We start from the raw sequence: 25587 nt of genomic DNA, 5'->3' as shown, positions 1-25587 counted from the left end.
GTGCCCGGCTGACTAGGCTCGACCGGGTGGAACAGACCCCAGGCCCGGCCGGGCCGCCGCTCACCCCCCGTACCGCCGTGGTCTGGTCGGTGCTGCGCGCCGAGCTGGACCGCCGGCCGGCCGCCGAGCTGACCGTGCTGGACGTGGGGGGTGGCACCGGCGGCTTCGCGGTGCCGCTGGCCCAGGCCGGGCACCGGGTGACAGTGGTCGACGCCAGTCCCGACGCGCTCGCCGCGCTCAGCCGCCGGCCGCCGAGGCGGGGGTGGCCGGGTGGGTGCGCGCGGTGCAGGGTGACGCCGACGCGTTGGCCGGGCTGATCGAGCCGGCCAGCGTCGACCTGGTGCTCTGCCACGCCGTGCTGGAGGTCGTCGACGACCCGGCACCTGTGGTGTCCGCGCTGGCCGGCGTGCTCCGACCGGGCGGTGCGGCGAGCGTGCTGGTCGCCGGGCGGGCCGCCGCGGTGCTCGGCCGGGCGATGAACGGGCACCTCGACGTGGCCGCGACCCTGGCCGCCGACCCGGTCGGCTCCGCCGGCGAGCGGGACACCCTGCGCCGCCGCTTCGACGTCGAGGGCGCCGCCGCGCTGCTGACCGCCGCTGGTCTCACCGTCGAGGAGATCCACGGCGTACGCGTCCTGGCCGACCTGCTGCCCGCGGCCGTGGCGGACGGTCAGGCCGCTGCCCTGGTCGAGTTGGAGCGGACGCTCGCCGCGCGACCACCCTGGCGGGACGTCGCGGCCCAGCTGCACCTGTTCGCCCGCCGTCCGGCATGACCGGCGTGATCGGCCGGGCCCGCCCGCTGGAGGTCGTCGCGCCGGGGTACGGCGGCGGCAGCCTCGCCGACGTGCTGCCCAGCGCGCTGGCCGTGCTCGGTGTCCCCGGCGTCGCGGACCCGCTCGGCCTCGCCGCCGAACTGTCCGGGGTGCGCCGGATCGCGGTGCTGCTGGTCGACGGCCTCGGCTGGTACCAGATCCCGACCGCCGCGCCGTACGCGCCGACGCTGACCGGGCTGACCGCCGCCTCCGGTCGACCGCTCACCTCCGGTTTCCCCTCCACCACCCCGACCAGCCTGGTCACCCTGGGCACCGGCGTGGCGCCCGGCGCGCACGGGGTGCTCGGCTTCACCGTGTGCCTTCCGGGCACCGAGCGGGTCCTCAACCACATCGAGTGGCGCGACGGCGATCCCGACCCGCTGCGCTGGCAGCCGGTTCCCACCCAGCTGGAACGGGCCCGGGCGGCGGGTGTGGCGGTGACCGTGGTGAGCCGGCCGGAGTTCGGTGGCACCGGTCTGACCCTGGCCGCCAACCGGGGTGGTGACTACCGGGGCGCGGCCGGTGTCGACGCGGTGGCCGCCACCACGCTGGCGGCGCTGACCGCCGGGCCCGGTCCGACTCTCGTCTCCGCCTACCATCCGGACGTCGACCGGCACGGTCATCTCAGCGGCGTCGACTCGTTGCCGTGGCGGGTGGCGGTGACCGAGATGGACGGATTGCTGGCCCGGCTGGTGGACGGGTTGCCGCCCGACGCCGCGCTGCTGGTCACCGCCGACCACGGTCAGCTCGACATTCCCGCCGGGGATCGGTTCGACCTGGACACCAATCCCCGGTTGACCGCCGGGGTGCGGGTGGTCGCCGGCGAACCCCGGGTGCGTTACCTGCATGTCGCACCGGGAGCCACCGCCGACGTGGTGGCCGCCTGGTCGGCCGTGCTCGGCACCGCCGCCCGGGTGCTCACCCGTGAGGAGGCGGTGGCCAGCGGCCGGTTCGGGCCGGTGGCCGCCGGCCACCTGGACCGGATCGGCGACGTCGTGGTGGTCTGCAACGACACGTACGCCGTGCTGGCCAGTCGGTCGGAGCCGCCGATGGTGTCCCGGTTGGTGGCCTTCCACGGTGCGGACACCGCGGCCGAGATGACCATTCCGCTGCTGGTGGTGCGGGGCTGACCGGCCGGAATGTCAGCCCGGCGGGCTAACCTGCGCGGGTGGGCCGCAGCCAGTCGCTACCCCGGGGCGGCGATCCCCGGTTCGGGCCCGGCGCCGACGACGCCGGGTGCCCGATCCTGCACGTCGACATGGACGCCTTCTACGCCTCGGTGGAGGTCCGGCACCGACCGGAGCTGCGCGGCCGGGCCGTCGTGGTCGGTGGGGTCGGTGCGCGCGGCGTGGTCAGTTCGGCCAGCTACGAGGCCCGGCGGTACGGCGTTCGCAGCGCGATGCCCACGATGCGGGCCCGGGCCCTCTGCCCGCACGCGGTCTTCCTTCCCCCCGACTTCGCCCGCTACGCGGCGGCCTCGCGGGCGGTCATGCAGATCTTCCGGGACGTCACGCCGCTGGTCGAGCCGCTCTCGCTGGACGAGGCGTTCCTCGACGTCGCCGGTGCCCGGCGACTGTTCGGCCGGCCGGCGGAGATCGCCCGCCGCATCCGGGAGCGGGTCGCCACCGAGCAGGGGCTGACCTGCTCGGTCGGGGTCGCGCCGAGCAAGTTCGTGGCCAAGCTCGGCTCGACCCGGGCGAAGCCCGACGGTCTGCTCGTGGTGCCGGCCGACCGGGTGCTCGAGTTCCTCCACCCGCTGCCGGTCGGCGCGTTGTGGGGGGTGGGGGAGCGTTCCGAGCAGGCACTGCTGCGGCTCGGTCTGCGTACCATCGGCGACCTCGCGCAGGCGCCGCCGGGCATGCTGCGGACCGCGCTCGGCGAGGCGGCCGCCGCGCACCTGCACGAGCTGTCCTGGGGCCGTGACCCACGCCGGGTCAGCCCGGAGCAGGCGGAGAAGTCGATCGGCGCGGAGGTCACCTTCGACGTGGACGTCGACGACCCGGCCGAGATCCGCCGGACTCTGCTGGCCCTGGCGGAGAAGGTCGGTGCCCGGTTGCGGGCCGGCGGGCAGGTGGGGCGGACGGTGTCGCTCAAGGTGCGCACCGCCGACTTCCGCACCGTGAGCCGGGCCCGCACCCTGGACGTGCCCACCGACGTGGCCCGGGAGATGTTCGACACGTCGTGGGCGCTCTACACCGCGTTGAACCCGGGTGAGCGGATCCGCCTGCTCGGTGTCCGGGCGGAGGGATTGACGGCGGCGGACCAGACGCCGCAGCAGCTCGCCCTCGGGCAGCCGGAGAGAGGCTGGCGGGAGGCGGAGGTCGCCGCCGACGCGGCGGCTGCCCGTTTCGGGCGGTCCGTCATAGGACCGGCCAGTCTTCTCACCGGGCGCGATCCCCGACGAAATGAAAATCCGACCCGACCGTAGGTCGTCCCGCTTTCCGACGCGCGAGGGCCCTCGTAGACTTGCGGGTAAGCAGCCGGTTGGCTGCCACGGTCTGTCGGTCCGACCGGACCGACCAACGTGACCGGGGAGGAGTGCCGTGCCGCTCTCGGAGCACGAGCAGCGGCTGTTCGAGCAGATCGAGCGGTCGCTTGCCGAGGACCCCAAGTTCGCCTCGGCCGTGCGCGCCAGCGATCCGCGCTTCCACGCGCGGCGTCGCCTGCTCGTCGCTGCCGGCGTGATCATCGCTGGCCTGGCGTTGCTGGTCTATGGCGCGGTGATCAAGACTCCGCCGCTGGCAGTGGCGGGATTCGTAGTCATGCTGGCCTCGGCCGCGTTCGCGGTGCAGTCGCATCGTCGGGCGCAGTCACCCGACCTGCACGTCGTCGGGGGCACGGCGAGTCGTCGCCGGTTCCGAGGCCGTGCCGGCCGGAAGTCGGGTTTCCTCGACCGGATGGAGGACCGGTGGCGGCAGCGCCCGGAGGGGCACCGCTGACCCCGTTCCGCCGCTGACGAGGAAGCACGTCACCCCGGGCTGGGCTGCCCGGGGTGAGTGGCGCGCAAACGGCCAGGGTGCCGTGCGAGGCTCCGTGTCGCCCGCCTGCCGGCGGCGCGTTGCCGGCGACCTCCGATGGTGTCGCCGGCAACGGGATCAGCGCCCGCGCACGGTTGGCGTCAGCGCCCCGCGCGGCTGGCGATCAATCGGCGCGGACTGAACCGCAGCAGCCTCCGGCGCACCTGCCCGGCCGAGTTGACCAGTCGGGACGAGTTGTCCGCGACGGCGGTGCGCCACCGGGACAACACCGACGGCGGCAGCACGGTCGCCACCAGGCGGGTCCGCCGATCGGCCTGCCCGGCGAGTGCGCCGCGCACCGTCCGCAAGGCTGCCGGCAGCGGTTCGCCGGTCAACGGGTCCCGCGCGTAACGGGCCCGCTCCTCCGCCCGCCCGAGCAGGCGTACCGCCGACCCGGCGTCGTCCTGCGTGGCCAGCCGCTCCCGGGCCAGCCGCTCCGCCGTGGCGCGTGGGGTTTCCGTCCGGTCCACCCCGATCCGGTAGTCGACAAGCGTGTCGATCAGTTCGTCCCAGGCGGCGTGCGCGTCGGCCCGCGCCCGGTCCGGATCGGTGGCGACCACCATGACCGGTTGACCGGTCGCGGACGGGGCCGCGTCCGACGCGTCGACCGTCCGTACCACCGGTGCCGGCCGGCCCCGACGGCGACGCAGGGCGAGCCGGCGCAGTGCGGGCACGGCGAGCAACACCAGCAGCGTCAGGACGCTGGCGGCGACCAGCCACGGCCAGCGGGACCGCTGCTCGGCAGGGGTGTCCGAGCCGGCCGCCGCGCCCGGGTCCTCGCCCTCCTCGAACTGGTTCGGTCCCTGCTCCGCGTCGGCCGACGGGTCCGTCTCGTCGGGGGTGTCCGACGTGCCGCCCTGCGGCGTGCTCTCCTCCGGGGCGTCCACGTCCGGCGCCCAGGCCGAGCGGGTCGAGCCCGGCACACCGTAGGCCGGGGTGGCGTCGAAGGGCACCCAGCCGATCTGGTCGAAGTAGACCTCGGTCCAGGCGTGCAGGTTGCGGTTGGTCAGGGTGAGCGTGTCGTCGCTGCGCCGGCTGCCGTTGGTGAACCCGAAGGCGACCCGGGCCGGGATCCCCGCGTCGCGGACCATCCAGGCCAACGCCGCGGCGTACTGCTGGCAGTAGCCGACCTTGTTCTGCAGGAAGTCGAGAATCGCCTGGCCGCTGGTGCCCTGCTCGGTGCTGAGCCGGTAGCTGAAGCCGTTGTCCTCGGAGAAGTAGTCGTAGATGGCCCGCACCTTGTCGTACTCGGTGCTGGCCCCCCGGGTCAGGTCCTCCACCAGGGTGCGGACCTCCGGCACGTCCGGCGTCACGGTCTGCTGCCGGCGCAGCGGCAGGTCCGCCGGCAGCGGCTGGGCCCGCCGCAGCGCCTGCGGGCTGTACGACGAGCGTACGTAGTCGAAGGAGTACTCCTTGCCCCGGGAGTTCTCCCGGTTGGAGAAGACGACCTGCAGGTTCGGGTCGTAGAACCAGCTGTTGCCCAACTCGGCGAAGCTGACCGGCTCGGCGTAGACCGGCAGCAGCGGCATGTTCAGTTCCCGGCTGACCTGCACGGTGGCCCGTTGCCGGGTGCGTTGCACGCCCGGCACCGAGCGCCCCGAGGGATCGGGTAGGTCGCCGTTGACCCGCCTGCCGTTGGGGCCGCGCACCCGGAAGCCGTCGGTACGCAGGTCGTCGGCGACCCCGAAGCGCAGGTAGAAGGGCTCCTCCTCGGTGGTGGTGACGGTCACCAGGTCGGTCACCTGGGACTGGTTGAGCTGCCCACTGAGCGCGGCGAAGAGATCGACCCGACCGGGTGAGCCGCCGAACCCGGGACCGATGCCGGAGCCGGCGCCGGAGTTGAGGGTGGTCATCAGCCCGGCGGTCATCCCGGGCACGGCCAACGGCACCAGCACGGCCAGCGCGAGGCCCACCACCGCCAGGCGGCGGCCGGCGGCGGCCAGCGGCGACGACTCCCAGACGTCGACGTCGCGGCCGTCGCCGGTGAACCGGCGGCCGAACCGGCGGACCCGGTCCACGTTGTCGGTGACCAGCAGCCACAGGAAACCGGCGGCGCCGATCGCGAACGGCACCGGCGGAACGCTGTCCACGTAGACCGCCACCGGCACCGAGTAGATGGCAAGCATCGGCAGGCCGGCCAGGGCGGGGCGGCGCAGCCCGACGCAGAGCACGTCAACCAGCACCGCCACCCCGCCGATGCCGAGCACGGTGACGAACAGCAGCGGGTCGGTGTCCGGGACCTTCACGCCGTGGGAGCGCATGTCCTCGACCGAGTTGCCGAGCAGCTCGGCGAAGTGCCCGAAGGTGGCCGGGGTGGGCAGCACCGCCAGCAACTCGCTGCCGCTGGGGAACAGCCAGGTCAGGGCGAGGGTGAGGCCGCCGACCATGGCCAGGATCTGCACCCACAGCGGAGTCCGGCCGAGCCGGGCCAGCGCCGCCGCGGCCGCCACCGCGGCCACCGCGATGACCGCCTGGACCAGCCACGTCCAGCGCTCGAAGATGGCCGACAGCGGCGCCGCCGCGAGCAGCGTCGCGCCGGCGGCGACCAATCCCAGGTTCCGATGGGCGATCATGAGGGGGACCTTCCGTTCATCGCACGCCACCGGCCACGGTCTCGGCCATCGCCGCGCGCAGCGCGAACCCCTGCGAGCCCCGCCCGGCCTGTGGCCAGAGCGCCGGCAACCGGCCGCCGTGGTCGACGCCGATCACCCGCCAGCCGGAATGCAGCAGCGCCAGTGCCGCGGTGTCGTGCGCCTGATCGGCCTCCGCCCGCGCGGGCGTCGGCAGGTTCAGCCAGGCGGAGCTGTCCAGCAGGAAACAGACACAGGTGGCGCCGTTGGCCCGCAGCCCGGCCAGCAGTTCCGCCTCGGCGGTGCTCAGCGACCCGAACAGGCCGATGATCAGCCCGCCGTCGGCGCGTTGCCGGACGTGCTGCACCAGGGTGGTGATCTCGACCCGCTGGTCGAGTCTGACCTCGGCGAGCTGGTCGAGCAGCAGGCCGTCGCCGGCGCCCTCGGTGGCGTCGACGTCCGCGCCCGAGCCGGTCACCAGGCGAAGCTTGTAGCCGGCCTGGCGCAGATGCACCGCGATGCTGGCGGCGGCGGAGACCGCCCACTCGAAGCTGGCCGTCGGCCCGTCGCCCCGGTGGCCGTACGCGCGGGTGTCCAGCAGCACCGTGGCCCGGCTCTCCCAGGGCTGCTCCTCCCGTCGCACCATCAGCTCGCCGGTGCGCGCGGTCGACTTCCAGTGCACCCGGCGCAGGTCGTCGCCGCGCCGGTACTCCCGGGTGGCCGCGTCGTCCTCGCCGTGCACCGCCACCGAGCGGGCCCGGCTCTCACCGCTGCCGGCGTACTCACCGGGCAGCCGCACCGACGGCAACGGAACCACCTGCGGGACGACCGTGAGCCGGTCGGTGCCGGGGAAGGCGCGGGTGAGTTCGCAGAGGCCGAAGGGGTCGGTCATCCGGACCACGAGCGGCCCCACCTCGTACCGGCCCCGCACGTCGGCACGCACCGTGTACGCCACGGAACTGGCCTGGTGCGCGCCGAGCCGTTCCAGCACCACCCGGGGCCGGCTGCCCAGGGCGTACGGGAGCCGGTCCTCCAGCAGCAGGGTGCCGGTGGGTAGCCGGGACATGTTCTGCAGGCGCAGCACCACCCGGGCGGTCGCGCCGACCGGCACCCGGTGTGGCTCCAGCGACCGGTGACAGGCGAGTTTGTAGCGGCTGCGACCGACGTAGAGCGCGGCGAGCAGCGGCAGGACGGCCAGCAGCACGGCCACCCGCAACAGGTCCTTCTCGCCGAGGATGCCGGCGGAGACGGCCGCCGCCACCGCCGCGGCCAGGAAGGAGCGGCCGCGGGTGGTCAGCCCGCGCAGCCCGACACGCACGTCACGGCCTCCGCGGCTCGAAGGGGGCCCGGCCGTTACCGCTCGGTGGCCGGGTGTCGTAGGGCGAGCGCTTGCGGTCGTGCGGCAGCGGCAACCGGTGCACCAGGTCGGCGACGATCGCGTCGGTGGTACGCCGGGCGAGCTGGGCGTCGGCCGTGGGGATGATCCGGTGTGCCAGCACCGGCACGGCGAGCACCTGGAGATCGTCGGGCAGGACGTAGTCACGCCCGTCGAGGGCGGCCACCGCGCGGGCGGTGCGCAGCAGTTGCAGGGTGCACCGGGGAGAGGCGCCCAGGCGCAGGTCGGGTGACTCGCGGGTGGCGGTGACCAGGTCGACCGCGTACTGCTTGACCGCGTCGGCGACGTGCACCTGCCGGACGTGACCGATCAGCCGGCGTACGGTGTCGGCGTCGGAAACCGGCCGCAGCCCGGACAGCGGGTCGAGCGCCCCGTGCCCGTCGAGCATGGCCAGCTCGGCGGTCGGGTCCGGGTATCCCATGGCGATGCGGGCGGTGAACCGGTCGCGCTGCGCCTCCGGCAGCGGGTAGGTGCCCTCCATCTCGATCGGGTTCTGGGTGGCGATCACCATGAACGGCGTCTGCAACTGGTAGGTCACGCCGTCGACGGTGACCTGCCGTTCCTCCATGCACTCCAGCAGCGCGGACTGGGTCTTCGGCGAGGCCCGGTTGATCTCGTCGCCGACTACCAGGTTGGCGAAGACGGCACCCGGGCGGAACTCGAAGTCGTGGGTCTCCTGGTTGTAGACGCTGACCCCGGTGACGTCGCTGGGCAGCAGGTCCGGTGTGAACTGGATGCGGCGCACCGAGCAGTCGATCGACCGGGCCAGGGCCTTGGCCAGCTTGGTCTTGCCGACGCCGGGCACGTCCTCGATGAGCAGGTGACCCTCGGCGAGCAGGACGGCCAGCGCCAGCCGCACGGTCGCGGTCTTGCCCTCGATGACCTGTTCGATGTTGGTAACGATCGCGTCACTGGCGGCGCGGAACTCGTCGTACGGCAGCAGACCGCCAACGTCGTCCCAGGTCTGTTGTGTCACGGGCCTCCTCCTCGTCGCCGTCACGGCAGCTCTCTACAAGAGCACCTGGCCCCGCCGTTTCGTTCGCGACGTACGAGCCTCATGTGCCGCGGCAATCTCACTGGCCTCTCAGGCTAACCATGTTTGTCGTCAACGCCGACCGCCGCAGGTGTTTGAGCGCTTACGCAGTGATTTGTCATTTACGCAGCGCATGTCGTCGGTTCTGCCGGGTAAGCGGCGTCGAATCCGCCTGCCCGGACGGGAGGACATGACGAGGTGATCCTCGCCGCCGCGCTCGCCTGGCAGGTCGGCCTGGCGGCCTGCGTACCGCTGCTGGTGCGGCGCTTCGACCGCAACGCCGGGTATCCGCTGGCCGCCGGCTACCTCGCCGGGGCGGCACTGTTGCTCAGCCGGTTGCCGGTGATCCTCGACGACCGGGAGGTCGCCGTGGCGTGGCGGTGGCTGCCCGGACTGGAGGTCCACGCCGCGCTGCGGATGGACGCACTGGGGTTGGTCTTCGCGTTGCTGGCCCTGGGTGTGGGCGCGCTCATCATGGCCTACTGCCCCCGCTACCTCGACGGCACCGAGGTGGAGCAGGAGCGGGTGTACGTCACGATGACCCTCTTCGCCGCCGCGATGCTGGGCCTGGTCCTCGCCGACGACCTGCTGGTGCTCTTCGTCTTCTGGGAACTCACCTCGATCCTCTCCTTCGTCCTGATCGGGCAGGGCGGCCGGCCGGCGGCGACCGGGCCCGCCGTGCGGGCGTTGCTGGTCACCGTCGCCGGCGGTCTGGCGCTGCTGGCCGCGATCGTGCTGCTGGCGGTGCACCTCGGCACCACCAGCCTGGACACCGTCGTGGCCGAGCCGGAGCGGCTGAACGGCGGACCGGCCTGGGTGGTGGCGACGCTGGTGATCGTCGCGGCGTTCACCAAGTCCGCGCAGCTGCCGTTCCATTTCTGGCTGCCCGGCGCGATGGTGGCGATCACGCCGGTGAGCGCGTACCTGCACGCGGCGACGATGGTGAAGGCCGGTATCTATCTGCTGATGCGCTTCTCGGCGGTGTTCGCCGGCTCCTGGACGTGGAACGGCACACTGATCGCCGTCGGGCTGCTCACCGCGATCCTCGGCGCGCTACTCGCGCTGCGTCAGTACGACCTGAAGGCGCTGCTGGCGTACTCGACGGTCAGTCAGCTCGGCCTGCTGGTCGGGGTGATCGGCGTCGGTACCCCGGCCGCCGACGCGGCGGCGATCCTCTACACCGTCGCCCACGCGCTGTTCAAGGCGACCCTGTTCATGCTGGTCGGCATCATCGACCATCAGGCGGGCAGCCGTGACGTGCGGGAGCTGGGCGGACTGCACCGGGTGATGCCCGCGACGGTCTGGCTCACCGTGCTGGCGGCGATGTCGATGGCCGGCCTGCCGCCGACCATCGGCTTCGTCGGCAAGGAGGCGATCTTCGAGGCCCTCGGCGGGGCCTACGGCGGACGATGGCTGGGCTGGTGCGCCGCCGGGCTCGGGGTGCTCGCCTCGGTGCTCACCTTCGCGTACGCGGCCCGTCTGGTGCACGGGATGGTGGAGGGACCGACCCGGCAACGCCAACTGCGCGAGCCGTCCTGGGCGTTTCTCGCCCCGGCTGCGGTGGCCGCGCTGGTGGCGACCGCGCTCGGCCCCACGGTGGCCGTGCTGAGCCCGCTCGTGGAGCGGGCCGCGACCGACGCGCGTCCGGAGGGTACGCCGCCCTACCTGGCGTTCTGGCACGGCTTCACCCCGGCGTTGGGGCTGAGCGTGCTCACCGTGCTGCTGGGCGTGTTGATGTTCCTCGGCCGGGTCCGGGTGGACCGGTGGCTTCGGGCCGTACCCACCGCACCGCCGTTCGCCGCGTTGTTCGAGCGGGCCCGACAGGCGGTGCTGCACGCGGGCTCGATCGTCGCCCGGGGCGCGCACGCGCCGGGCCCGGCGCCCTACCTGGCCCGGCCGCTGCTGGCGGCGGTGGTCCTGGCCGCGGTCGCCGCGGTGGCGCTGCCCGACGTCCCGGCCGGCCTCGGCGGTGACCCGGCCCGCCCCGGTGACTGGCTGCTGCTGGGGCTGCTCGTGACGGCCCTCGCCGGGTTGCTGGTGGTGCGCTCCGCGCTGGCGGCGATCGGACTCACCGGGGTGGTGGGGCTGCTGCTGTCGGCGTGGTTCCTGACCCTCGGCGCACCGGACGTGGCGTTGACCCTGATGCTGGTGGAGGTGCTGACCGCGGTGGTCGTCATGCTGGCGCTGCGGCAGCAGCCGCGCCGGCTCGCCCCCGTCGGTCGACGCTTGTCGGTTTCCGGCGCGGCCCTGCTCGCGGTCGTCACGGGTGGCGCGGCAGCCGCGGGCACGGCGGTGCTGACCGGGCGCGACCGGCTGTCCGAACCCGGCCGGTGGTACCTCGACCGGGCGGAGGAACTGACCGGCGGCGCCAACGTCGTGAACACCATCCTGGTGGATTTCCGGGCCCTGGACACCCTCGGTGAGGCGGTGGTGCTCGCGGTGGTGGCACTCGGGCTGGTCCGGCTCGCCGCCGGTCGGCCGGTCGAGCCGGCCAGGACCGAGCCCGCCGGCGAGGACCTGGTGCTCGGTCTCGCCTACCGGGTGCTCGCGCCGGTGATGCTGACCGCCTCGGCGGTGCTGTTCCTGCGTGGACACGAGGAGACCGGCGGCGGCTTCATCGGGGCGCTGCTGGCGGGTACCGCCGTCGGGCTCGGTCAGTTGGCGCACCCCGGCGGGGCGCCGCTGCTGGGCCGCCTCAGGTCGGCTCCGCTGGTGGCGACCGGGCTGCTGACCGCGACGGTCGCCGCGCTGGTGCCGCTCGCCGCAGGTCGGTCGCTGCTCGCGCCGCTCGCCCTGAGCACACCGGATCCGTTGCCGTCGCTGTCCACGTCGCTGCTGTTCGACCTCGGGATCTACCTGATGGTCCTGGCGCTGGTGGTGGCCGCGGTGCGGCGCCTCGGGGTGCCGCCGGCCCAGCCGGCCGACCTGCCGGAGACCGGAGGTGCCCGGTGAGCGCCGCGTTCGTGGTCGGCGTCCTGGTGGCCGCCGGAGTGTTCCTGCTGCTGCGGCCGGGTCTGCTGCGCGTGGTACTGGGCTTCGTGCTGCTCGGCCACGCCGTCAACGTGGTGCTGCTATCCGCCGGCGGACTCGGCCGGCGGACCGCGGCGCTGGAGGAGGCGGGCCCGGACACCGCCGACCCGCTGCCGCAGGCGTTCGTGCTGACCGCCATCGTGATCACCTTCGGGATCACCATCCATCTGCTCGGCCTGCTGCGACGCGGCGCCGGCGGGCCGGCCAGCGGTGCGGATCCCATGGACGACGACAACGACGACGACGGCGACGCCGAGTCCGACGGCGACGGCACCGGTGGAGCGGGCAGGCCCGGCACCACGGGGCGGCGGCGGTGAGTGCTCTTCTCCTGATCCCGGTGGTCGGACCGCTGCTGGCCGCCGGGGCGCTGCTCGCCCTGCCGAACCGCCCCGGCACGCATCGGGTCGGCGCCTTCGCCACCATGACGGTGGTGCTGGTGGCCGGCCTGGTCCTGCTGGTGCGGACCAGTGGGGGCGCGCTGGCCGTGCTGCGCGTCGGTGGCTGGCCCGGACCGATCGCCATCGGCCTGGCGGCGGACGCGCTCAGCGCCCTGCTGGTCACGGTGACGGCGCTGGTGGTGCTCGGCTGCCTCGTCGCCGCCGTCGGCTCCGGAGACGACCGTCGTCCGTACTTCCTGCCGTTGGTGCTGGTGCTCACCGCCGGGGCCGGCGGCGCGTTCCTCACCACCGACCTGTTCAACCTCTTCGTGCTGATCGAGGTCATGCTGGTGCCGTCGTACGTGCTGTTGAGCCTGGCCGGCGGGGTCGGGCGCGGCGGCGCGGGACGGGTGTACGTCGCCACCAACCTGCTCGGCTCCACCCTGCTGCTGGCCGGGGTGGCTCTGGTCTACGGCACCACGGGAGTAGTCGGGTTGGGTGAGCTGGCCGGCGCGGCACGCGACGAACCGACGGTCGCGGTCGCCTGCGGTGTGGTGCTGCTCGCCCTCGGCGTCAAGAGCGCGCTGGTGCCGCTGCACGACTGGCTGCCGCGCACCTATCCGGTGGCCTCGCCGGTGGTGGTGGCGCTCTTCTCCGGGCTGCTGACCAAGGTCGGTCTCTACGCGGTGATCCGGATCTACGCGGTGGTCTACGGCGGTGATCCCGGATACCGCTGGCTGCTCGGCGCGGTGGCGCTGCTGTCGATGGTGGTCGGCGTGCTCGGTGCCGTGGGCGAGAACTCGATGCGGCGGATCCTGACCTTCCACATGGTCAGCCAGCTCGGCTACGTCCTGCTCGGCGTGGCCCTGTTCACCGCCGTCGGCCTGGCCGCGGCGGTCTACTACCTGGCCCAGTACATCCTGGTGAAGGCGGCGTTGTTCCTGTGCGCGGCGGCGGTGCGTGCCGGCCGGGGTACCGACCGGCTCGACGGCTCCGGCGGTCTGGCCGGGCAACGTCCCGCGCTCGCCCTGGCCTTCGCCGGGGCGGCGCTGTCGCTGGCCGGCCTGCCGCCGTTCTCCGGGTTCCTGGCGAAGTTCCTGCTGCTGCGGGCCACCGCGGAGTCCGGTGCCTGGCTGGCCATGGTGGTCGCGGTGCTGGTCAGCCTGGTCACCCTGCTGTCCATGCTGAAGATCTGGAGCGCGCTGTTCACCGGCGATCCGCCGGCCTCGTCGACCGTGGCCCGGCGGATCGGACCGACGCTTGTCGGCCCGCCGCTGGCACTGGCCGGTCTCTCCCTGGCGGCCGGGTTGGCGGCCGCACCGCTCCTGGTCCTCGCCGACACGGCGGCGGCCGAGCTGCGCGACCCGGCGGGCTACGTACGGGCGGTGACCGGCCGATGAGCAGCGACACGATGACGATTCCCGCCGCACGGCGGTGCGGGTCCGACGCGTCCTGCGGTTCGCCGGCTACTTCGCCGTCCGGCTGGTCAGGCGAACCTCGCGGTGGCCTGGGAGATCCTCACGCCGGGTTCCCGGCTGGCGCCCGCGGTGGTGCGGGTGCCGCTGCGGGCGGCCACCGACACGGAGGTGGCGGCGGTGGCGCTGGCGGTGAGCCTGACCCCGGGCACGCTGACCCTGAGCGTGCAGGGTGCACCCACCGCCGCACTGTGGGTGCACGGCATGTACGCCGCCGACCCGGTGGCGTTCCGGCGGGCGGTGACCGACCTGGAGTGGCGGCTGCTGGCCGCGCTGCGCCCGGCCGCCCACCCGGACGGTCCCGACGCCGGTCGTACGGAGGTGGTCCGGCGGTGACGATGATTCTGCTCGACGCGGTGCTCGTGGTCCTCGCCGGCTCGATGACGGTGGTGATCGTCCGGCTGGTGGTCGGTCCGACCGACGCCGACCGGGCGGCCGCACTGGATCTCGGCTTCTTCGTCTTCCTGGCGGCCCTGGCGGTGCTCGCCGCCCGGCTGCACGCCCCCGACCTGCTCGACCTGGTGCTGACCGGCACCCTCGTGAGCTTCCTCGCGACGGTGGCGATGGCCCGGCTGGTGCACCGGAGGCAGCGATGATCCGGATCTCGGTGGCGTCGGCGCTGCTGCTGCTCGGCACCGCGCTGATCGCGATCAGCGCGGTCGGCCTGATCCGCCTGCCGGACGTCTACCACCGGATGAACTCCGTGGCCAAGGCGGCCAGCCTCGGGGTGAGCTGCGTGCTGCTCGGCGTGCTGCTGCTGATACCCGGCTGGCGTACCGCGGTGGTGGTCCTGGCCGCCGTCGGGCTGCAACTGTTCACCGCACCGATCGGCGGCTACGCGCTGGCGCGGGCCGCCTACCGGTCCGGGGCCCCGCTGGCACCGGTCACCCGCTACGACGAACTCGGCGGCCGGGCCGGCGAGGGTGGCGACGAGCAGCCCCGCGACCCGGTCTGAGGGGTGGTCGACGGCGGCCACCCGCCACGCGCGGTACACTGCCGGACATGGCCGGAGTCTTCCTGCTTCTTATCGGGCCGTGCTGATGCGCTGAACGCGCGACAGCACGGCGGCCCCTCCTGCGTGAGGGGCTTTTTCGTGCCCGCCGCCGGCCCGCGACGGGCCGCCGAGGCAGATCCGAGACCAGCCAGCACTCCGACAGACTCCGCCGAGCGACGCGAGGAGAAGGCCATGACCGAGGCAGACGTCCCACCGTTCCGGTACACCGCGGCACTGGCCGACGAGATCGAACGCCGCTGGCAGGACCGTTGGGAACGGGAGGGTGCCTTCCACGCGCCGAACCCGTCCGGCCCGCTGGCCGACCCGGGCCATCCGCGCTCCGGTGCCGAGAAGCTGTACGTGCTGGACATGTTCCCGTACCCGTCCGGAGCCGGACTGCACGTCGGGCACCCGCTGGGCTACATCGGCACCGACTGCTTCGCCCGGTACCAGCGGATGGCCGGCCGCAACGTGCTGCACGCGATGGGCTTCGACGCGTTCGGGCTGCCGGCCGAGCAGTACGCGGTGCAGACCGGCACCCACCCGCGGACCACCACCGTGGCCAACATCGACCGGTACCGGGCGCAGCTGCGCCGGCTGGGACTGGCCCACGACCAGCGGCGTTCGGTGGCCACCATCGACACCGACTTCTACCGCTGGACCCAGTGGATCTTCCTGCAGATCTTCAACTCCTGGTACGACCGGGAAGCCGGCCGGGCCCGGCCGATCAGTGAGCTGATCGTCGAGTTCGCCGGGGGCGTGCGGCGGACCCCGGACGGCCGGCCGTGGGCCGAGCTGTCGGCCGCCGAGCGGCGCGCCATCGTCGACGACCACCGCCTGGCGTACGTGTCGCAGGCGCCGGTCAACTGGTGCCCGGGGCTGGGCACGGTGCTGGCCAACGAGGAGGTCACCGCCGACGGCCGCTCCGAGCGGGGCAACTTCCCGGTCTTCAAGCGCAACCTGAAGCAGTGGATGATGCGGATCACCGCGTACGGTGACCGGCTGCTGGACGACCTGGACAAGCTGGACTGGCCCGAGCCGATCAAGCTGATGCAGCGCAACTGGATCGGCCGGTCGCAGGGTGCGCACATCGACTTCCCGACTCCGGCGGCGGCGATCCGGGTGTTCACGACCCGGCCCGACACCGTCTTCGGTGCCACCTACATGGTGCTGGCCCCGGAGCACGAGCTGGTCGACACGCTGGTGCCGGCGGCCTGGCCGGCGGGCACCCGGGACGCGTGGACCGGCGGGCACGACAGCCCGCGGGAGGCCGTCGAGGCGTACCGCAAGGCGGCGGCGGCCAAGACCGACGTGGAGCGGCAGGCCGAGACGAAGGAGAAGACCGGCGTCTTCACCGGTGCGTACGCCACGAACCCGGTCACCGGTGGGCAGATCCCGATCTTCATCGCCGACTACGTGCTGGCCGGCTACGGCACCGGCGCGATCATGGCGGTGCCGGCCCAGGACGAGCGGGACTGGGAGTTCGCCGAGGTCTTCGAGCTGCCGATCGTGCGTACCGTGCAGCCGTCGGAGGGCTTCGACGGCAAGGCGTACACCGGGGACGGGCCGGCGATCAACAGCGCCGCGCCCGAGCGCGGCCTGGACCTGAACGGTCTGGGCGTGGCCGACGCCAAGGCCCGGATCATCGCCTGGCTGGAGGAGACCGGCAACGGCCAGGGCGCGGTGACCTACCGGCTGCGGGACTGGCTGTTCAGCCGGCAGCGCTACTGGGGCGAACCGTTCCCGATCGTCTACGACGCCGACGGTGCGGCCGTGGCGCTGCCGGAGGAGATGCTGCCGGTCGAGCTGCCCGAGGTCGACGACTTCTCCCCGCGCACCTTCGAACCGGAGGACGCGAACAGCAACCCCGAGACGCCGCTGTCGCGCCGCCGGGACTGGGTCGAGGTCGAGCTGGACCTGGGTGACGGCCCGAAGCGCTACACCCGGGAGACGAACGTGATGCCGCAGTGGGCCGGCTCCTGCTGGTACGAGCTGCGCTACCTGGATCCGACCAACGGCGACCGGTTCGTCGACGCGGACAACGAGCGGTACTGGATGGGCCCGCGTGGCGAGGGCGACTGCGGCGGCGTGGACCTGTACGTGGGCGGCGCCGAACACGCCGTGCTGCATCTGCTGTACGCCCGGTTCTGGCACAAGGTGCTGTACGACCTGGGCCACGTGTCGTCGTTCGAGCCGTTCCGCAAGCTGTTCAACCAGGGCTACATCCAGGCGTACGCCTACACCGACGCCCGGGGCGCGTACGTGCCGGCGGAGGAGGTCGCCGAGCGCGACGGCGGCTTCTTCCTGGGCGACGTCCAGGTCAACCGCGAGTACGGCAAGATGGGCAAGTCCCTGAAGAACGTGGTCACCCCGGACGAGATGTGTGCCGCCTACGGCGCAGACACGTTCCGGGTGTACGAGATGTCGATGGGCCCGCTGGAGGTGTCCCGCCCGTGGGAGACCCGGGCGGTGGTCGGCTCGTACCGGTTCCTGCAACGGGTCTGGCGGGCCATCGTCGACGAGCGCACCGGCGAGTCCCGGGTCACCGACGACCCGGCCGACGAGCAGACCCGGCGGCTGCTGCACAAGGTGATCGACGGTGTCCGGGGCGACATGGAGCAGATCCGGTTCAACACCGCGATCGCCAAGCTGATCGAGCTGACCAACGGGGTGACCCGGCTGGCGGGTACCCCCCGCGAGGTGGCCGAGCCGCTGGTGCTGATGGTCGCGCCGTTCGCTCCGCACGTCGCCGAGGAGCTGTGGCAGCGGCTGGGCCACGCCACCTCGCTGACGTACGCGGACTTCCCGGTCGCCGACCCGGCGCTGCTGGTCGCCGAGACGGTCACCTACCCGGTGCAGATCAACGGCAAGGTCCGGGCCCGCATCGAGGTCCCCGCCGACGCAGGCGAGACCGACGTCCGGCAGGCCGCCCTGGCCGCCGTCGCCGGCGTGCTGGCCGACAAGGAGCCCCGCAAGGTAATCGTCATCCCCACCCGCATGGTCTCCATCGTCCTGTAGCCGCGCCCTTTCTCGTTGATCATGAGGTTGGCGGCAGGTTGAAAATCAACTGCTGCCGTCAACCTCATGATCAACCTATCGCCGCCTACGAGGCCGGCCTGGTCACCCCACCCCGCTGGCCCCCACCGGTTTGTCGCCAGGGGAAGAAATGGGGTGGTTGGGTGGGGAGTTTGGTCAGGGGAGGGGGCGGCGGAGGCGGCGTTCGGCGCGCCACCAGCGGGCGAGCAGCACGGCGCTGGCGATGAACCCCAGGGAGGCCGGGGCGGCGGCGAACCAGTTGATCCCGCCAGGGCTGGTCACGGCGGCGCCGACCGCCGCGTAGCCGAACGCGGTCGGCGCGGAGGCGATCACGCTGCCGACGAGGAACGGCAGCACCCGCGCGCCGGTGGTGCCGTAGCCGTAGCTGACCAGGCCGAATCCGGAGATCGGCAGCAGCCGTACGGTGACCACGCCGAGCACGCTCTGCCGGGTGAACCAGCGGTCGAGGCGGGCCAGCCGACCCCGGACGCGTTCGGCGACGAATTCCCGACCCAGCACCCGACCCACGGCGAAGCCGATCGCCGCCGCCAGCAGTGCGGCGCCGAGCGCGTACGCGGCACCTTCCAGGGCACCGAAGATCGCGCCTGAGGCGAGCGTGATGAAGGTGCGGGGGACCAGCGCCACCAGCAGCAGTGCCCCGCCGAGCACGCCGGCCACCGGAGCGAGCCGTCCCATCCGGTCGGCCAGGTCCGGCAGCGCGGTCGGTTCGGGGTGCGGCACCAGCAGCAGTGCCACCGCGAAGGCGGTGAGCAGGAGCAGCAGCAGCGCGAACCGGGTGGCCGACGGCGTCGCGGCGACCAGCAGGCGGCGCCACCCGGCGGGCGGTGGGCCGACCGGTGGGGTGTCGGGCTGCGGCGGGCCGGCTGCGAGGTCGCCCGACCGGCTCGCCCGCAGCAGTCGCCTCCGCAGCTTGCGGATCATGCCCGGGCGGTGGCCACCGCGGTCCGGCGTTCGGCCCGCAGCCGGTCGGCCCAGGTGTCGTCGAGCGGGGGCAGGTGCTGCGCGCCGGTCGCCCAGCGCAGCAGCAGGTCGGCCAGGGCCGGGTTGCGGGCCAGCGCCGGGCCGTGGGAGTACGTGCCGAGCAGCTTGCCCCGCCAGGCTCCCTCGGTGGCGCCGTCGTTGCCGACCCCGGCGGTGACCCGGGCCAACGGTGAGACGCCGGGGCCCAGGTGGGTACGGCCACCGTGGTTCTCGAACCCGGTCAGCGGCGGCAGGCCGAGGCGGGCGTCGATGTCGCCGGCCAGCTCGCCGACGGCCCGGCTGGGGCCCCGGTCCGAGGAGAGGTCGAGCAGTTCCAGGCCCTGGTACTGGGTGCCCTTGGCGAAGAACGAGGTGCCCAGCAACTGGTAGCCGGCGCAGACGCCGAAGACCACCGAACCCTGGGCCACCGCCCGGTGCAGGCCACCGTCGGCTAGCAGTCGTTGCGCGCCGAGCGCCTGCGGGCCGTCCTCCCCGCCCCCGATGAGGTAGATGTCGGCTGTGGTGGGCAGCCGCTCGTCGGAGCGGACCTCCAGCACCTCGACCGGGAATCCGCGCTGCTGGGCCCGGCGGGCCAGGATCAGGGCGTTGCCCCGGTCGCCGTACGTCGACAGCAGGTCCGGGTAGATCCAGACGATGCGCAGGGTCTCAGTTGACACGATCCAACTCCGCTCGGATGTCCTGGAACGCGGTGTAGTTCGCGATGACCTCCAGCCGACCCGGCGGTACCGCCCGGACGGCCTCGTCGAAGGTGCGTACGTACTGGAAGGGCACGTCGTTGACCTCCAGCCGTACGGCCAGGTCGTACGCCCGGTCGCCGGTGATGAGCACCAGCCGGCCGCGTAGCGGTGCGAAGTCGACGTCGAAGAGCCAGGAGGTGTCCAGCCCGTCGGGGTCCCGGGCGTTTATGGACAGCAGCGTCGGCGCCTCGTCGGCCATGTCGAACGCCTCCAGCCAACTGGCCGGGTTCTTGGCCAGCAGCAGCCGCACGGTGCGACCGTCCCGGACGACCTGGGCGTAGCGTCCGGCCACCGAGGTCACGTCGCCGAGGCGGGGGACCGCGTCGAAGGGGCGTACGCCGAACTCGGCGGCGACCGCCAGCGCGGTCGCCGCGTTGCCGATGTTGACCTTGCCGGGAAGCTGGAGTTTGACCTTGTACCAGGCGCCGGTCGGGTCGACGACGCCCTCCTCGTCCACGGTCCACTGCGGCTCCGGCCGGCGTAGCGCGCAGCCGGTGCACCACCACTGCTCGCCGGAACGCTGGATGGTGGAGCCGCATTCGGGGCAGACCCAGGAGTCGTCGTGCCAGCGCTGCCCGGCGGAGAACCAGGTGACGTGCGGCGGGGTGATCCGCTGGTCGTGGGAGGCCGGCGGGGTGGCGGCCCAGACCACCATCGGGTCGTCGGCGTTGGCGACCACGCGGATGTCCGGGTGCCGGGCCAGCGCCGCGCGCCAGAGCTGCGCCATCATGGCGACCTCCTTGGCCCGGTCCAGCTGGTCGCGGGAGAGGTTGAGCAGCGCCACCACGTGCGGGTCGGTCGCCTCGATCACCTGGGCGAGGTAGTGCTCGTCGACCTCCAGCACGGCGTACGGCGTGCTGCCGGCCTTGGCCAGCGCGGAGGTGTGCCCGGTGGGCATGTTGGCGCCGAACGAGTTGGTGGCGACCCGGCCGAGCACCCCGACGGCCGCGGCGGCGAGCCGGGTGGTGGTGGTCTTGCCGTTGGTGCCGGAGATCAGCGCGATGGCCCGTCCGGCGGAGAGGTGGGCGAGCAGTTCGGGGTCGATCTTCAGGCCGAGCCAACCACCGATCACCGAGCCGTCGCCCCGGCCCGCCGCCCGGGACAACGCCGCGGCGGTCCGTGACACGGAGCTGGCCACCTTCGCCCGCAGGGGCATCTTCGCGTCCGTCACGCGAGCGAGGTTACCGGACCAGCGGACCCGCGAGATCGGCACCGACGGCGATCCGTTCGGCTCGGCGCGGCCGGCGCCCGGTCGGATGACCCTCGGCCGGACGGAGTCGATCTATGTCGGAAAGCGGACCCGTCCGGGGGCGCCGCGCGGCCCTCCACTCCGCTCCACCCCGGCTGACGTGCGGTTTTGTGGCGACGCGCGACGCGCCACGCGGTCGAATCTGGTTGCGAGTGGAGGGAAGTGGAGTAGAGTGGGGCGCATTGGTGGGGCCGGGAGGGGCCCACCGGCCCGGGGGGTCAGCGGCGCGCGAACGCCGCTCAAGGGCGAGGGGGTTGGGCCGATGTTTCTCGGCACCCACACTCCGCGCCTGGACGACAAAGGCCGGTTGATCCTTCCGGCGAAGTTCCGGGATGAGCTGGCGGGGGGTGTCGTGATCACCAAAGGGCAGGAGCGCTGCCTCTACGTCTTCCCGACGCCGGAGTTCCAGCGGATCGCGGAGCAGTTGCGCGCGCAGCCGATGACGCACAAGGCGGCCCGGGCCTACAGCCGGGTGTTCTTCGCCAGCGCGCACGACGAGGTGCCGGACAAGCAGGGCCGGGTGACCATCCCGGCGCACCTGCGTACCTACGCGGGGCTCGACCGGGACCTGGTGGTCATCGGTGCGAGCACCCGGGTGGAGATCTGGGACAAGGTCGCCTGGGAGACCTACCTCGCCGAGAGCGAAGACGACTTCGCCGACATCGAGGAAGGGGTGCTGCCCGGCGGTCTGTAGGGCGTGGCGACGCCCGGCGTACTGCGAGATCTCCAGCCGCTTTCGAGTTCCTGGCATCCCTTCCCCGGTGCCAGGCGCACGATCCGACCCTCCGGGCCGCGGCCCGACGGGCGGGCGGAGAGCGGATGGGGATCTGGCGGTACGACGGCAAGGCGTCGTCCGACGAACAGGGCGCGGATACACAACCGGTTCAACCAGTGGGGGTCGACATGGGGGAGCTACGCGGCACGCACGTGCCGGTGCTGCTCGAGCGGTGTCTCGAGCTGCTGGCCCCCGCACTGGGCCGGGGTGGGCGCACCGTGCACGTCGACGCGACGTTGGGTCTCGCCGGCCACGCCGAGGCGGTGCTGCAGGCCCATCCGGAGACGGTGCTGGTGGGCCTGGACCGGGACACCGAGGCGCTGGCCCACGCCAGGGTCCGGTTGGCCCGGTTCGCCGACCGCGTCCATCTTGAGCACGCCGTCTACGACGAGTTGCCCGAGGTGCTCGACCGGCTGGGATATCCGTCCGTGGACGGGGTCCTGTTCGATCTCGGTGTCTCCTCGTTGCAGCTCGACGCGCCCGACCGCGGGTTCGCGTACGCGCAGGACGCGCCGTTGGACATGCGGATGGACCAGACCCGGGGGGTGACCGCCGAGGAGGTGGTCAACACCTACCCGCACCCGGACCTGGCCCGGGTGCTGCGGGTCTACGGCGAGGAGAAATTCGCCGGGCGGATCGCCTCGGCGATCATCCGGGAGCGGGAACGCGGCCGGATCACCTCGTCGGCGCGGCTGGCCGAGCTGGTCCGGGAGTCGATTCCGGCACCAGCCCGGCGAACCGGGGGACACCCGGCAAAGAGAACGTTTCAGGCTTTACGGATCGAGGTAAACAGAGAACTGGCAGCGCTGGAGACGGCGCTGCCGGCCGCTCTGGACCGGCTCGCCGTCGGCGGTCGCCTGGTGGTCCTGTCCTACCACTCGCTGGAGGACAGGCTCACCAAGCAGGCGCTCGCCGATCGGGTCCGCAGCACGGGCCCGATCGACCTCCCGGTCGAACTGCCCGGGTCAGAGCCGACGTTCCGGCTGCTCAGCCGGGGCGCGGAACTGCCTGGGGAGGTGGAGGTCACCGCGAATCCGCGGGCCGCTTCGGTGCGCCTGCGGGCCGCGGAGCGGATCGACCCGCAGGCACGGCAACGGGGGCGTACCGACCGCGAACGGTACCGCCGCCGGGTCAAGGCGATGCACCAACCGGGGACGGCGTCGACCACGGAATCCGGTCCGGATCCGCGGCGGGCGCCGGGGGACACCACGGACGAAGAGGGGGAGGGGACATGAACGTAGACAAGCGTCGGGACATCGCCGGCGCCGGGCAGCGCGCACCGCGGTCGGGGGGCCGGATCGCGGCGGAGCGGACCCGGGGAGCGGGCGACGGTGCTCGGCGGACGGACCGGGTGAACCGGTCGGCGGAGACTCGCGCCCGGGGGCGCGCGAGTTCCCGACCCAGGGCAGCGCGGCGCTGCGTCCGGTGGAGCGGGTCGCCGTCGCGGCCGAGCGGTCGGAGTCGCCGCAGCTGCGGGTCGCCCCGCCGCCGCCGGTGCGGTGCCGCGGGCACCGTTCGCCGCGCTGGTGGTGGTGCTGGTCGTCGGCGGGGTGCTGGGCATCCTGGCGGTCAACACGAAGATCAACGAGAACGCCTTCCGGCTAAACGAGCTGCAGCAGCAGCAGGCCAAGCTCGATGTGGAGCAGCAGCAGCTGAAGAAGCAGATCGCCGAGTCCGAGTCGCCGGGCAACCTCGCCGCGCAGGCCCGCAAGCTGGGGCTGGTCGAGTCTGACGATCTGGCGTACATCCGGCTGCCGGACGGCAAGGTGATCGGAGTGCCGCAGCCGGCCGGTGGGAAGGTCTCCATCGCCAGCCAGCAGGGCGCGGAGGGGTAGGTCGTGCCACCGAGATCGGATGAACCGCGCCGGGACGCCGAAGGCTCCCGGCGCGGTTCGTCGCGTGGCGGCGGGCAGCGGAGTTCACCGCCCCGCCCGGCCGGTGAGCGGGACGTGACGCCGGGTCTGGGCGGCATCTCCGACGCCCGCGCCTACACGCCGCGGGGCCGCTCCGTCCGCGAGGGTGGCGCGGCTGCCGGCACCGGACGCGCCGAGCAGCGGCGCACCCCGCGCAGCAGCCGGTCTCAGGACCCGTTCCGGCCGGCGCTACAGGTCCTCGACGGCGGTCGGGTCACCGCCGGCCGGGCCGCCGGCCGACCGGGTGGCGCGGCCCGCCGGGACGGTGGCGCGGCCCGTGCCACCGTGACCCGTACCGTCACCGACCGCACTCCGCGCGACGAGCCCCGGCCGCCGCCCCCGACGACGGGTGACCAACCGGGATCCGCGTCGCGGGGACCGCACGCCGCCGCGTCGACCGTCGCGCCAGCGGCCGCGACCGCCCCGGCTGGCCGACCCGGGGCGTCGGCTGCGCCTGGGTACCGCGTTGACCCTGGCCCTCTTCGTCGCCGTCGGCGTGCGGCTGGTCGTGCTCCAGACCGTCGACACCCCGGCGTACGCCGACGGCGGGATCGCCGACCGCATCACCACCGTGCCGCTGCCCGCGCCGCGAGGCGCCATCTACGACCGCTCCGGCGAGGCCGCGCTGGCGCACAGCGTCGAGGCCCGCTACGTCTACGCCGACCCGACGCGGGTGAAGGACATCGCGGCGACCGCGCGGGCGCTTTCCCCGCTGCTCGGTATCCCGGCCTCCGAGCTTGCCGAGAAGATGAAACCTCGCAAGCGGATCAACGGCGTCGACTCGCAGTTCGAGTACCTCGCCCGGGGGGTGGACATCGACCGCGCCAAGGAGATCACGGCGCTCAAGCTGCCCGGCATCGGCACGCACCGCGACGAGCGGCGCGAGGTGCCCGGCGGGGATCTCGCCGCCAACCTGATCGGCTTCACCAGCCCGGACATGGTCGGGTTGGAGGGACTGGAGGCGCGCTTCGACGACCTGCTGCACGGCGAGGACGGCCAGCGGGTCTTCGAGATCGGCCTCGGCGACCTGGCCGCGCCGATTCCCGGCGGCATCAGCCGCACCACGAAGGCCAAGCCGGGCAGTTCGCTGGTGCTCACCATCGACCGCGACCTGCAGTACATGGTGCAGCGCATCCTCAGCGAGCGGACGCAGCAGGTGCAGGGCAGCACCGGCGCCGTCGTAGTGCTGGACGCGCGTACCGGCGAGGTGCTGGCGCAGGCCAGCCACCCCACCTACAACGCGGCGCAGCCCTTCCCCAGCGAGCCGACCGATCGGGAGGACGCCGCCACCAGCTTCATCGTCGACCCGGGCTCGGTGCACAAACCGATCACGTTCGGCGCCGCCCTGCAGGAAGGCGTCATCACCCGGGACACCTCGTTCCCGGTGGCCAACGCCATCCGCAAGGGCGACACCTGGTTCCGCGACACCCACCAGGCGAACGGGCGGCGGATGAGCGTGGCCGGCATGATGGCGTACTCCTCGAACGTCGGCACCATCCAGATCGCCGACAAGCTCGGTCCGGACCGGCTGCTCGACTACCAGCGACGCTTCGGCCTGGGCAAGCCGACCGAGGTCGGGATGCCCGGCGAGGCGAGCGGGCGGCTGCTGCCGGTGCAGGAGTGGAGCGGGTCGTCGCACGGGTCGGTGCCGATCGGGCACAGCGTGGACGCCACCCCGTTGCAGATGGCCGCCGCCTACGCCGCCATCGCCAACGACGGCACGTACATCCAGCCACACCTGGTGAAGGAGACGATCGCCCCGAACGGGAAACGGACCCCCGGGCCGGAGCCGGAGACCCGGCAGGTGCTCAGCCCGGACAATGCCGCCGCGCTGCGTACGATCATGGAGGCGGTCACCACGGTCGACGACGCCACCGGCCTGGCCGCCGCGGTCCCCGGCTACCGGGTCGCCGGTAAGACGGGCACCGGCTGGCGGTTGGTGGACGGCAAGAAGCAGCCCGGCGAGGTCGCCTCGTTCATCGGGATGGCCCCGGCGGAGAACCCGCGCTACGTCATCGCGGTCTTCGTGCACAGCCCCAGCGGTGGTGGCGGTCAGATCTCGGCACCGGCCTTCCGCGACATGATGACCTTCACCCTGCGCCACCACCGGGTACCGCCGTCGACCGAACCGGCGCCGACGTTCACCGTCTTCCCGTAGCCACGACCTGCGGT

17 protein-coding genes and 4 pseudogenes are annotated in these 25587 nt (G+C 73.1%); 15 read left to right on the top strand and 6 right to left on the bottom strand.

Annotation, left to right across the window (positions count from 1 at the left end):
• Positions 1–8 precede the first annotated feature (8 nt).
• The 4 genes and pseudogenes from ENC19_RS23170 (at position 9) to ENC19_RS23155 (ending at position 3750) form a co-directional block, all read left to right on the top strand.
• Positions 9–772 (top strand): annotated as a pseudogene (locus tag ENC19_RS23170) (class I SAM-dependent methyltransferase).
• A complete protein-coding gene (locus ENC19_RS23165; protein ID WP_164449203.1) occupies positions 769–1941 on the top strand; it encodes an alkaline phosphatase family protein in 1173 nt (390 codons plus the stop codon). The pseudogene ENC19_RS23170 and the gene ENC19_RS23165 overlap by 4 nt, the downstream one beginning before the upstream one ends.
• A gap of 38 nt (positions 1942–1979) precedes the next feature.
• Positions 1980–3239 carry a DNA polymerase IV gene (locus ENC19_RS23160; protein WP_164449202.1) on the top strand — a complete coding sequence of 420 codons (1260 nt, stop codon included), beginning with the start codon at positions 1980–1982 and terminating at the stop codon, positions 3237–3239.
• 115 nt (positions 3240–3354) lie between these two features.
• Positions 3355–3750 (top strand): DUF3040 domain-containing protein, encoded by a 396-nt coding sequence (locus tag ENC19_RS23155; protein ID WP_164449201.1) that lies wholly within the window; start codon positions 3355–3357, stop codon positions 3748–3750.
• 179 nt (positions 3751–3929) lie between these two features.
• Here the strand turns inward: ENC19_RS23155 and ENC19_RS23150 are convergent, their stop codons facing one another.
• From ENC19_RS23150 to ENC19_RS23140, 3 genes are read right to left on the bottom strand one after another with little or no spacing between them, the layout of a single operon-like run.
• On the bottom strand, positions 3930–6401 hold the full coding sequence (locus ENC19_RS23150; protein ID WP_164449200.1) for a transglutaminase TgpA family protein: 2472 nt from the start codon (positions 6399–6401) through the stop codon (positions 3930–3932).
• A gap of 16 nt (positions 6402–6417) precedes the next feature.
• Positions 6418–7716: a DUF58 domain-containing protein gene (locus ENC19_RS23145; protein WP_164449199.1), complete on the bottom strand. Its 1299-nt coding sequence runs from the start codon at positions 7714–7716 to the stop codon at positions 6418–6420.
• 1 nt (position 7717) lies between these two features.
• Positions 7718–8770 (bottom strand): AAA family ATPase, encoded by a 1053-nt coding sequence (locus ENC19_RS23140; RefSeq protein ID WP_164449198.1) that lies wholly within the window; start codon positions 8768–8770, stop codon positions 7718–7720.
• 255 nt (positions 8771–9025) lie between these two features.
• On the opposite strand from ENC19_RS23140, the gene mbhE reads away from it, so the two are divergent.
• The 7 genes and pseudogenes from mbhE to leuS all read left to right on the top strand — a co-directional run bounded on the left by mbhE (position 9026) and on the right by leuS (position 17721).
• Positions 9026–11779: a hydrogen gas-evolving membrane-bound hydrogenase subunit E gene (gene mbhE / locus ENC19_RS23135; RefSeq protein WP_164449197.1), complete on the top strand. Its 2754-nt coding sequence runs from the start codon at positions 9026–9028 to the stop codon at positions 11777–11779.
• Positions 11776–12174 carry a sodium:proton antiporter gene (locus tag ENC19_RS23130; protein WP_164449196.1) on the top strand — a complete coding sequence of 133 codons (399 nt, stop codon included), beginning with the start codon at positions 11776–11778 and terminating at the stop codon, positions 12172–12174. The genes mbhE and ENC19_RS23130 overlap by 4 nt, the downstream gene beginning before the upstream one ends.
• The gene (locus ENC19_RS23125) at positions 12171–13634 is read left to right on the top strand and encodes a proton-conducting transporter transmembrane domain-containing protein (RefSeq protein WP_164449195.1); all 1464 of its coding nucleotides are present in this window, start codon (positions 12171–12173) and stop codon (positions 13632–13634) included. Before ENC19_RS23130 ends, ENC19_RS23125 begins: the two co-directional genes overlap by 4 nt.
• 34 nt (positions 13635–13668) lie before the next feature.
• Positions 13669–14045, top strand: a pseudogene (locus ENC19_RS23120) (Na+/H+ antiporter subunit E).
• Positions 14046–14047: 2 nt separating this feature from the next.
• Positions 14048–14305, top strand: coding sequence for a monovalent cation/H+ antiporter complex subunit F (locus ENC19_RS23115; protein WP_164449352.1), 258 nt, complete (start codon positions 14048–14050; stop codon positions 14303–14305).
• The gene (gene mnhG, locus ENC19_RS23110; RefSeq protein WP_164449194.1) at positions 14302–14664 is read left to right on the top strand and encodes a monovalent cation/H(+) antiporter subunit G; all 363 of its coding nucleotides are present in this window, start codon (positions 14302–14304) and stop codon (positions 14662–14664) included. The genes ENC19_RS23115 and mnhG overlap by 4 nt, the downstream gene beginning before the upstream one ends.
• A 231-nt stretch (positions 14665–14895) precedes the next feature.
• Complete coding sequence (leuS, locus tag ENC19_RS23105; protein ID WP_164449193.1) at positions 14896–17721, top strand: leucine--tRNA ligase; 2826 nt, start codon at positions 14896–14898, stop codon at positions 17719–17721.
• Positions 17722–17895: 174 nt separating this feature from the next.
• Here the strand turns inward: leuS and ENC19_RS23100 are convergent, their stop codons facing one another.
• From ENC19_RS23100 to ENC19_RS23090, 3 genes are read right to left on the bottom strand one after another with little or no spacing between them, the layout of a single operon-like run.
• Positions 17896–18681, bottom strand: coding sequence for a TVP38/TMEM64 family protein (locus ENC19_RS23100; protein WP_164449192.1), 786 nt, complete (start codon positions 18679–18681; stop codon positions 17896–17898).
• A complete protein-coding gene (locus ENC19_RS23095) occupies positions 18678–19397 on the bottom strand; it encodes a type 1 glutamine amidotransferase (protein ID WP_164449191.1) in 720 nt (239 codons plus the stop codon). Before ENC19_RS23095 ends, ENC19_RS23100 begins: the two co-directional genes overlap by 4 nt.
• Complete coding sequence (locus ENC19_RS23090; protein ID WP_164449351.1) at positions 19387–20634, bottom strand: MurT ligase domain-containing protein; 1248 nt, start codon at positions 20632–20634, stop codon at positions 19387–19389. The genes ENC19_RS23095 and ENC19_RS23090 overlap by 11 nt, the downstream gene beginning before the upstream one ends.
• A gap of 355 nt (positions 20635–20989) precedes the next feature.
• On the opposite strand from ENC19_RS23090, the gene mraZ reads away from it, so the two are divergent.
• The 4 genes and pseudogenes from mraZ to ENC19_RS23070 all read left to right on the top strand — a co-directional run bounded on the left by mraZ (position 20990) and on the right by ENC19_RS23070 (position 25573).
• On the top strand, positions 20990–21421 hold the full coding sequence (gene mraZ / locus ENC19_RS23085; protein ID WP_137781340.1) for a division/cell wall cluster transcriptional repressor MraZ: 432 nt from the start codon (positions 20990–20992) through the stop codon (positions 21419–21421).
• A 209-nt stretch (positions 21422–21630) separates the two neighbouring features.
• Complete coding sequence (gene rsmH / locus ENC19_RS23080; protein WP_164449350.1) at positions 21631–22737, top strand: 16S rRNA (cytosine(1402)-N(4))-methyltransferase RsmH; 1107 nt, start codon at positions 21631–21633, stop codon at positions 22735–22737.
• A pseudogene (locus ENC19_RS23075) lies at positions 22734–23337 on the top strand (septum formation initiator family protein). Before rsmH ends, ENC19_RS23075 begins: the two are co-directional and overlap by 4 nt.
• 363 nt (positions 23338–23700) lie before the next feature.
• Positions 23701–25573: pseudogene (locus tag ENC19_RS23070) on the top strand (peptidoglycan D,D-transpeptidase FtsI family protein).
• Positions 25574–25587: the final 14 nt, after the last annotated feature.

Source organism: Verrucosispora sioxanthis, from assembly GCF_010560025.1.
GTDB lineage: Bacteria > Actinomycetota > Actinomycetes > Mycobacteriales > Micromonosporaceae > Micromonospora > Micromonospora palythoicola.
This window is presented reverse-complemented; position numbering and strand designations above follow the sequence as displayed.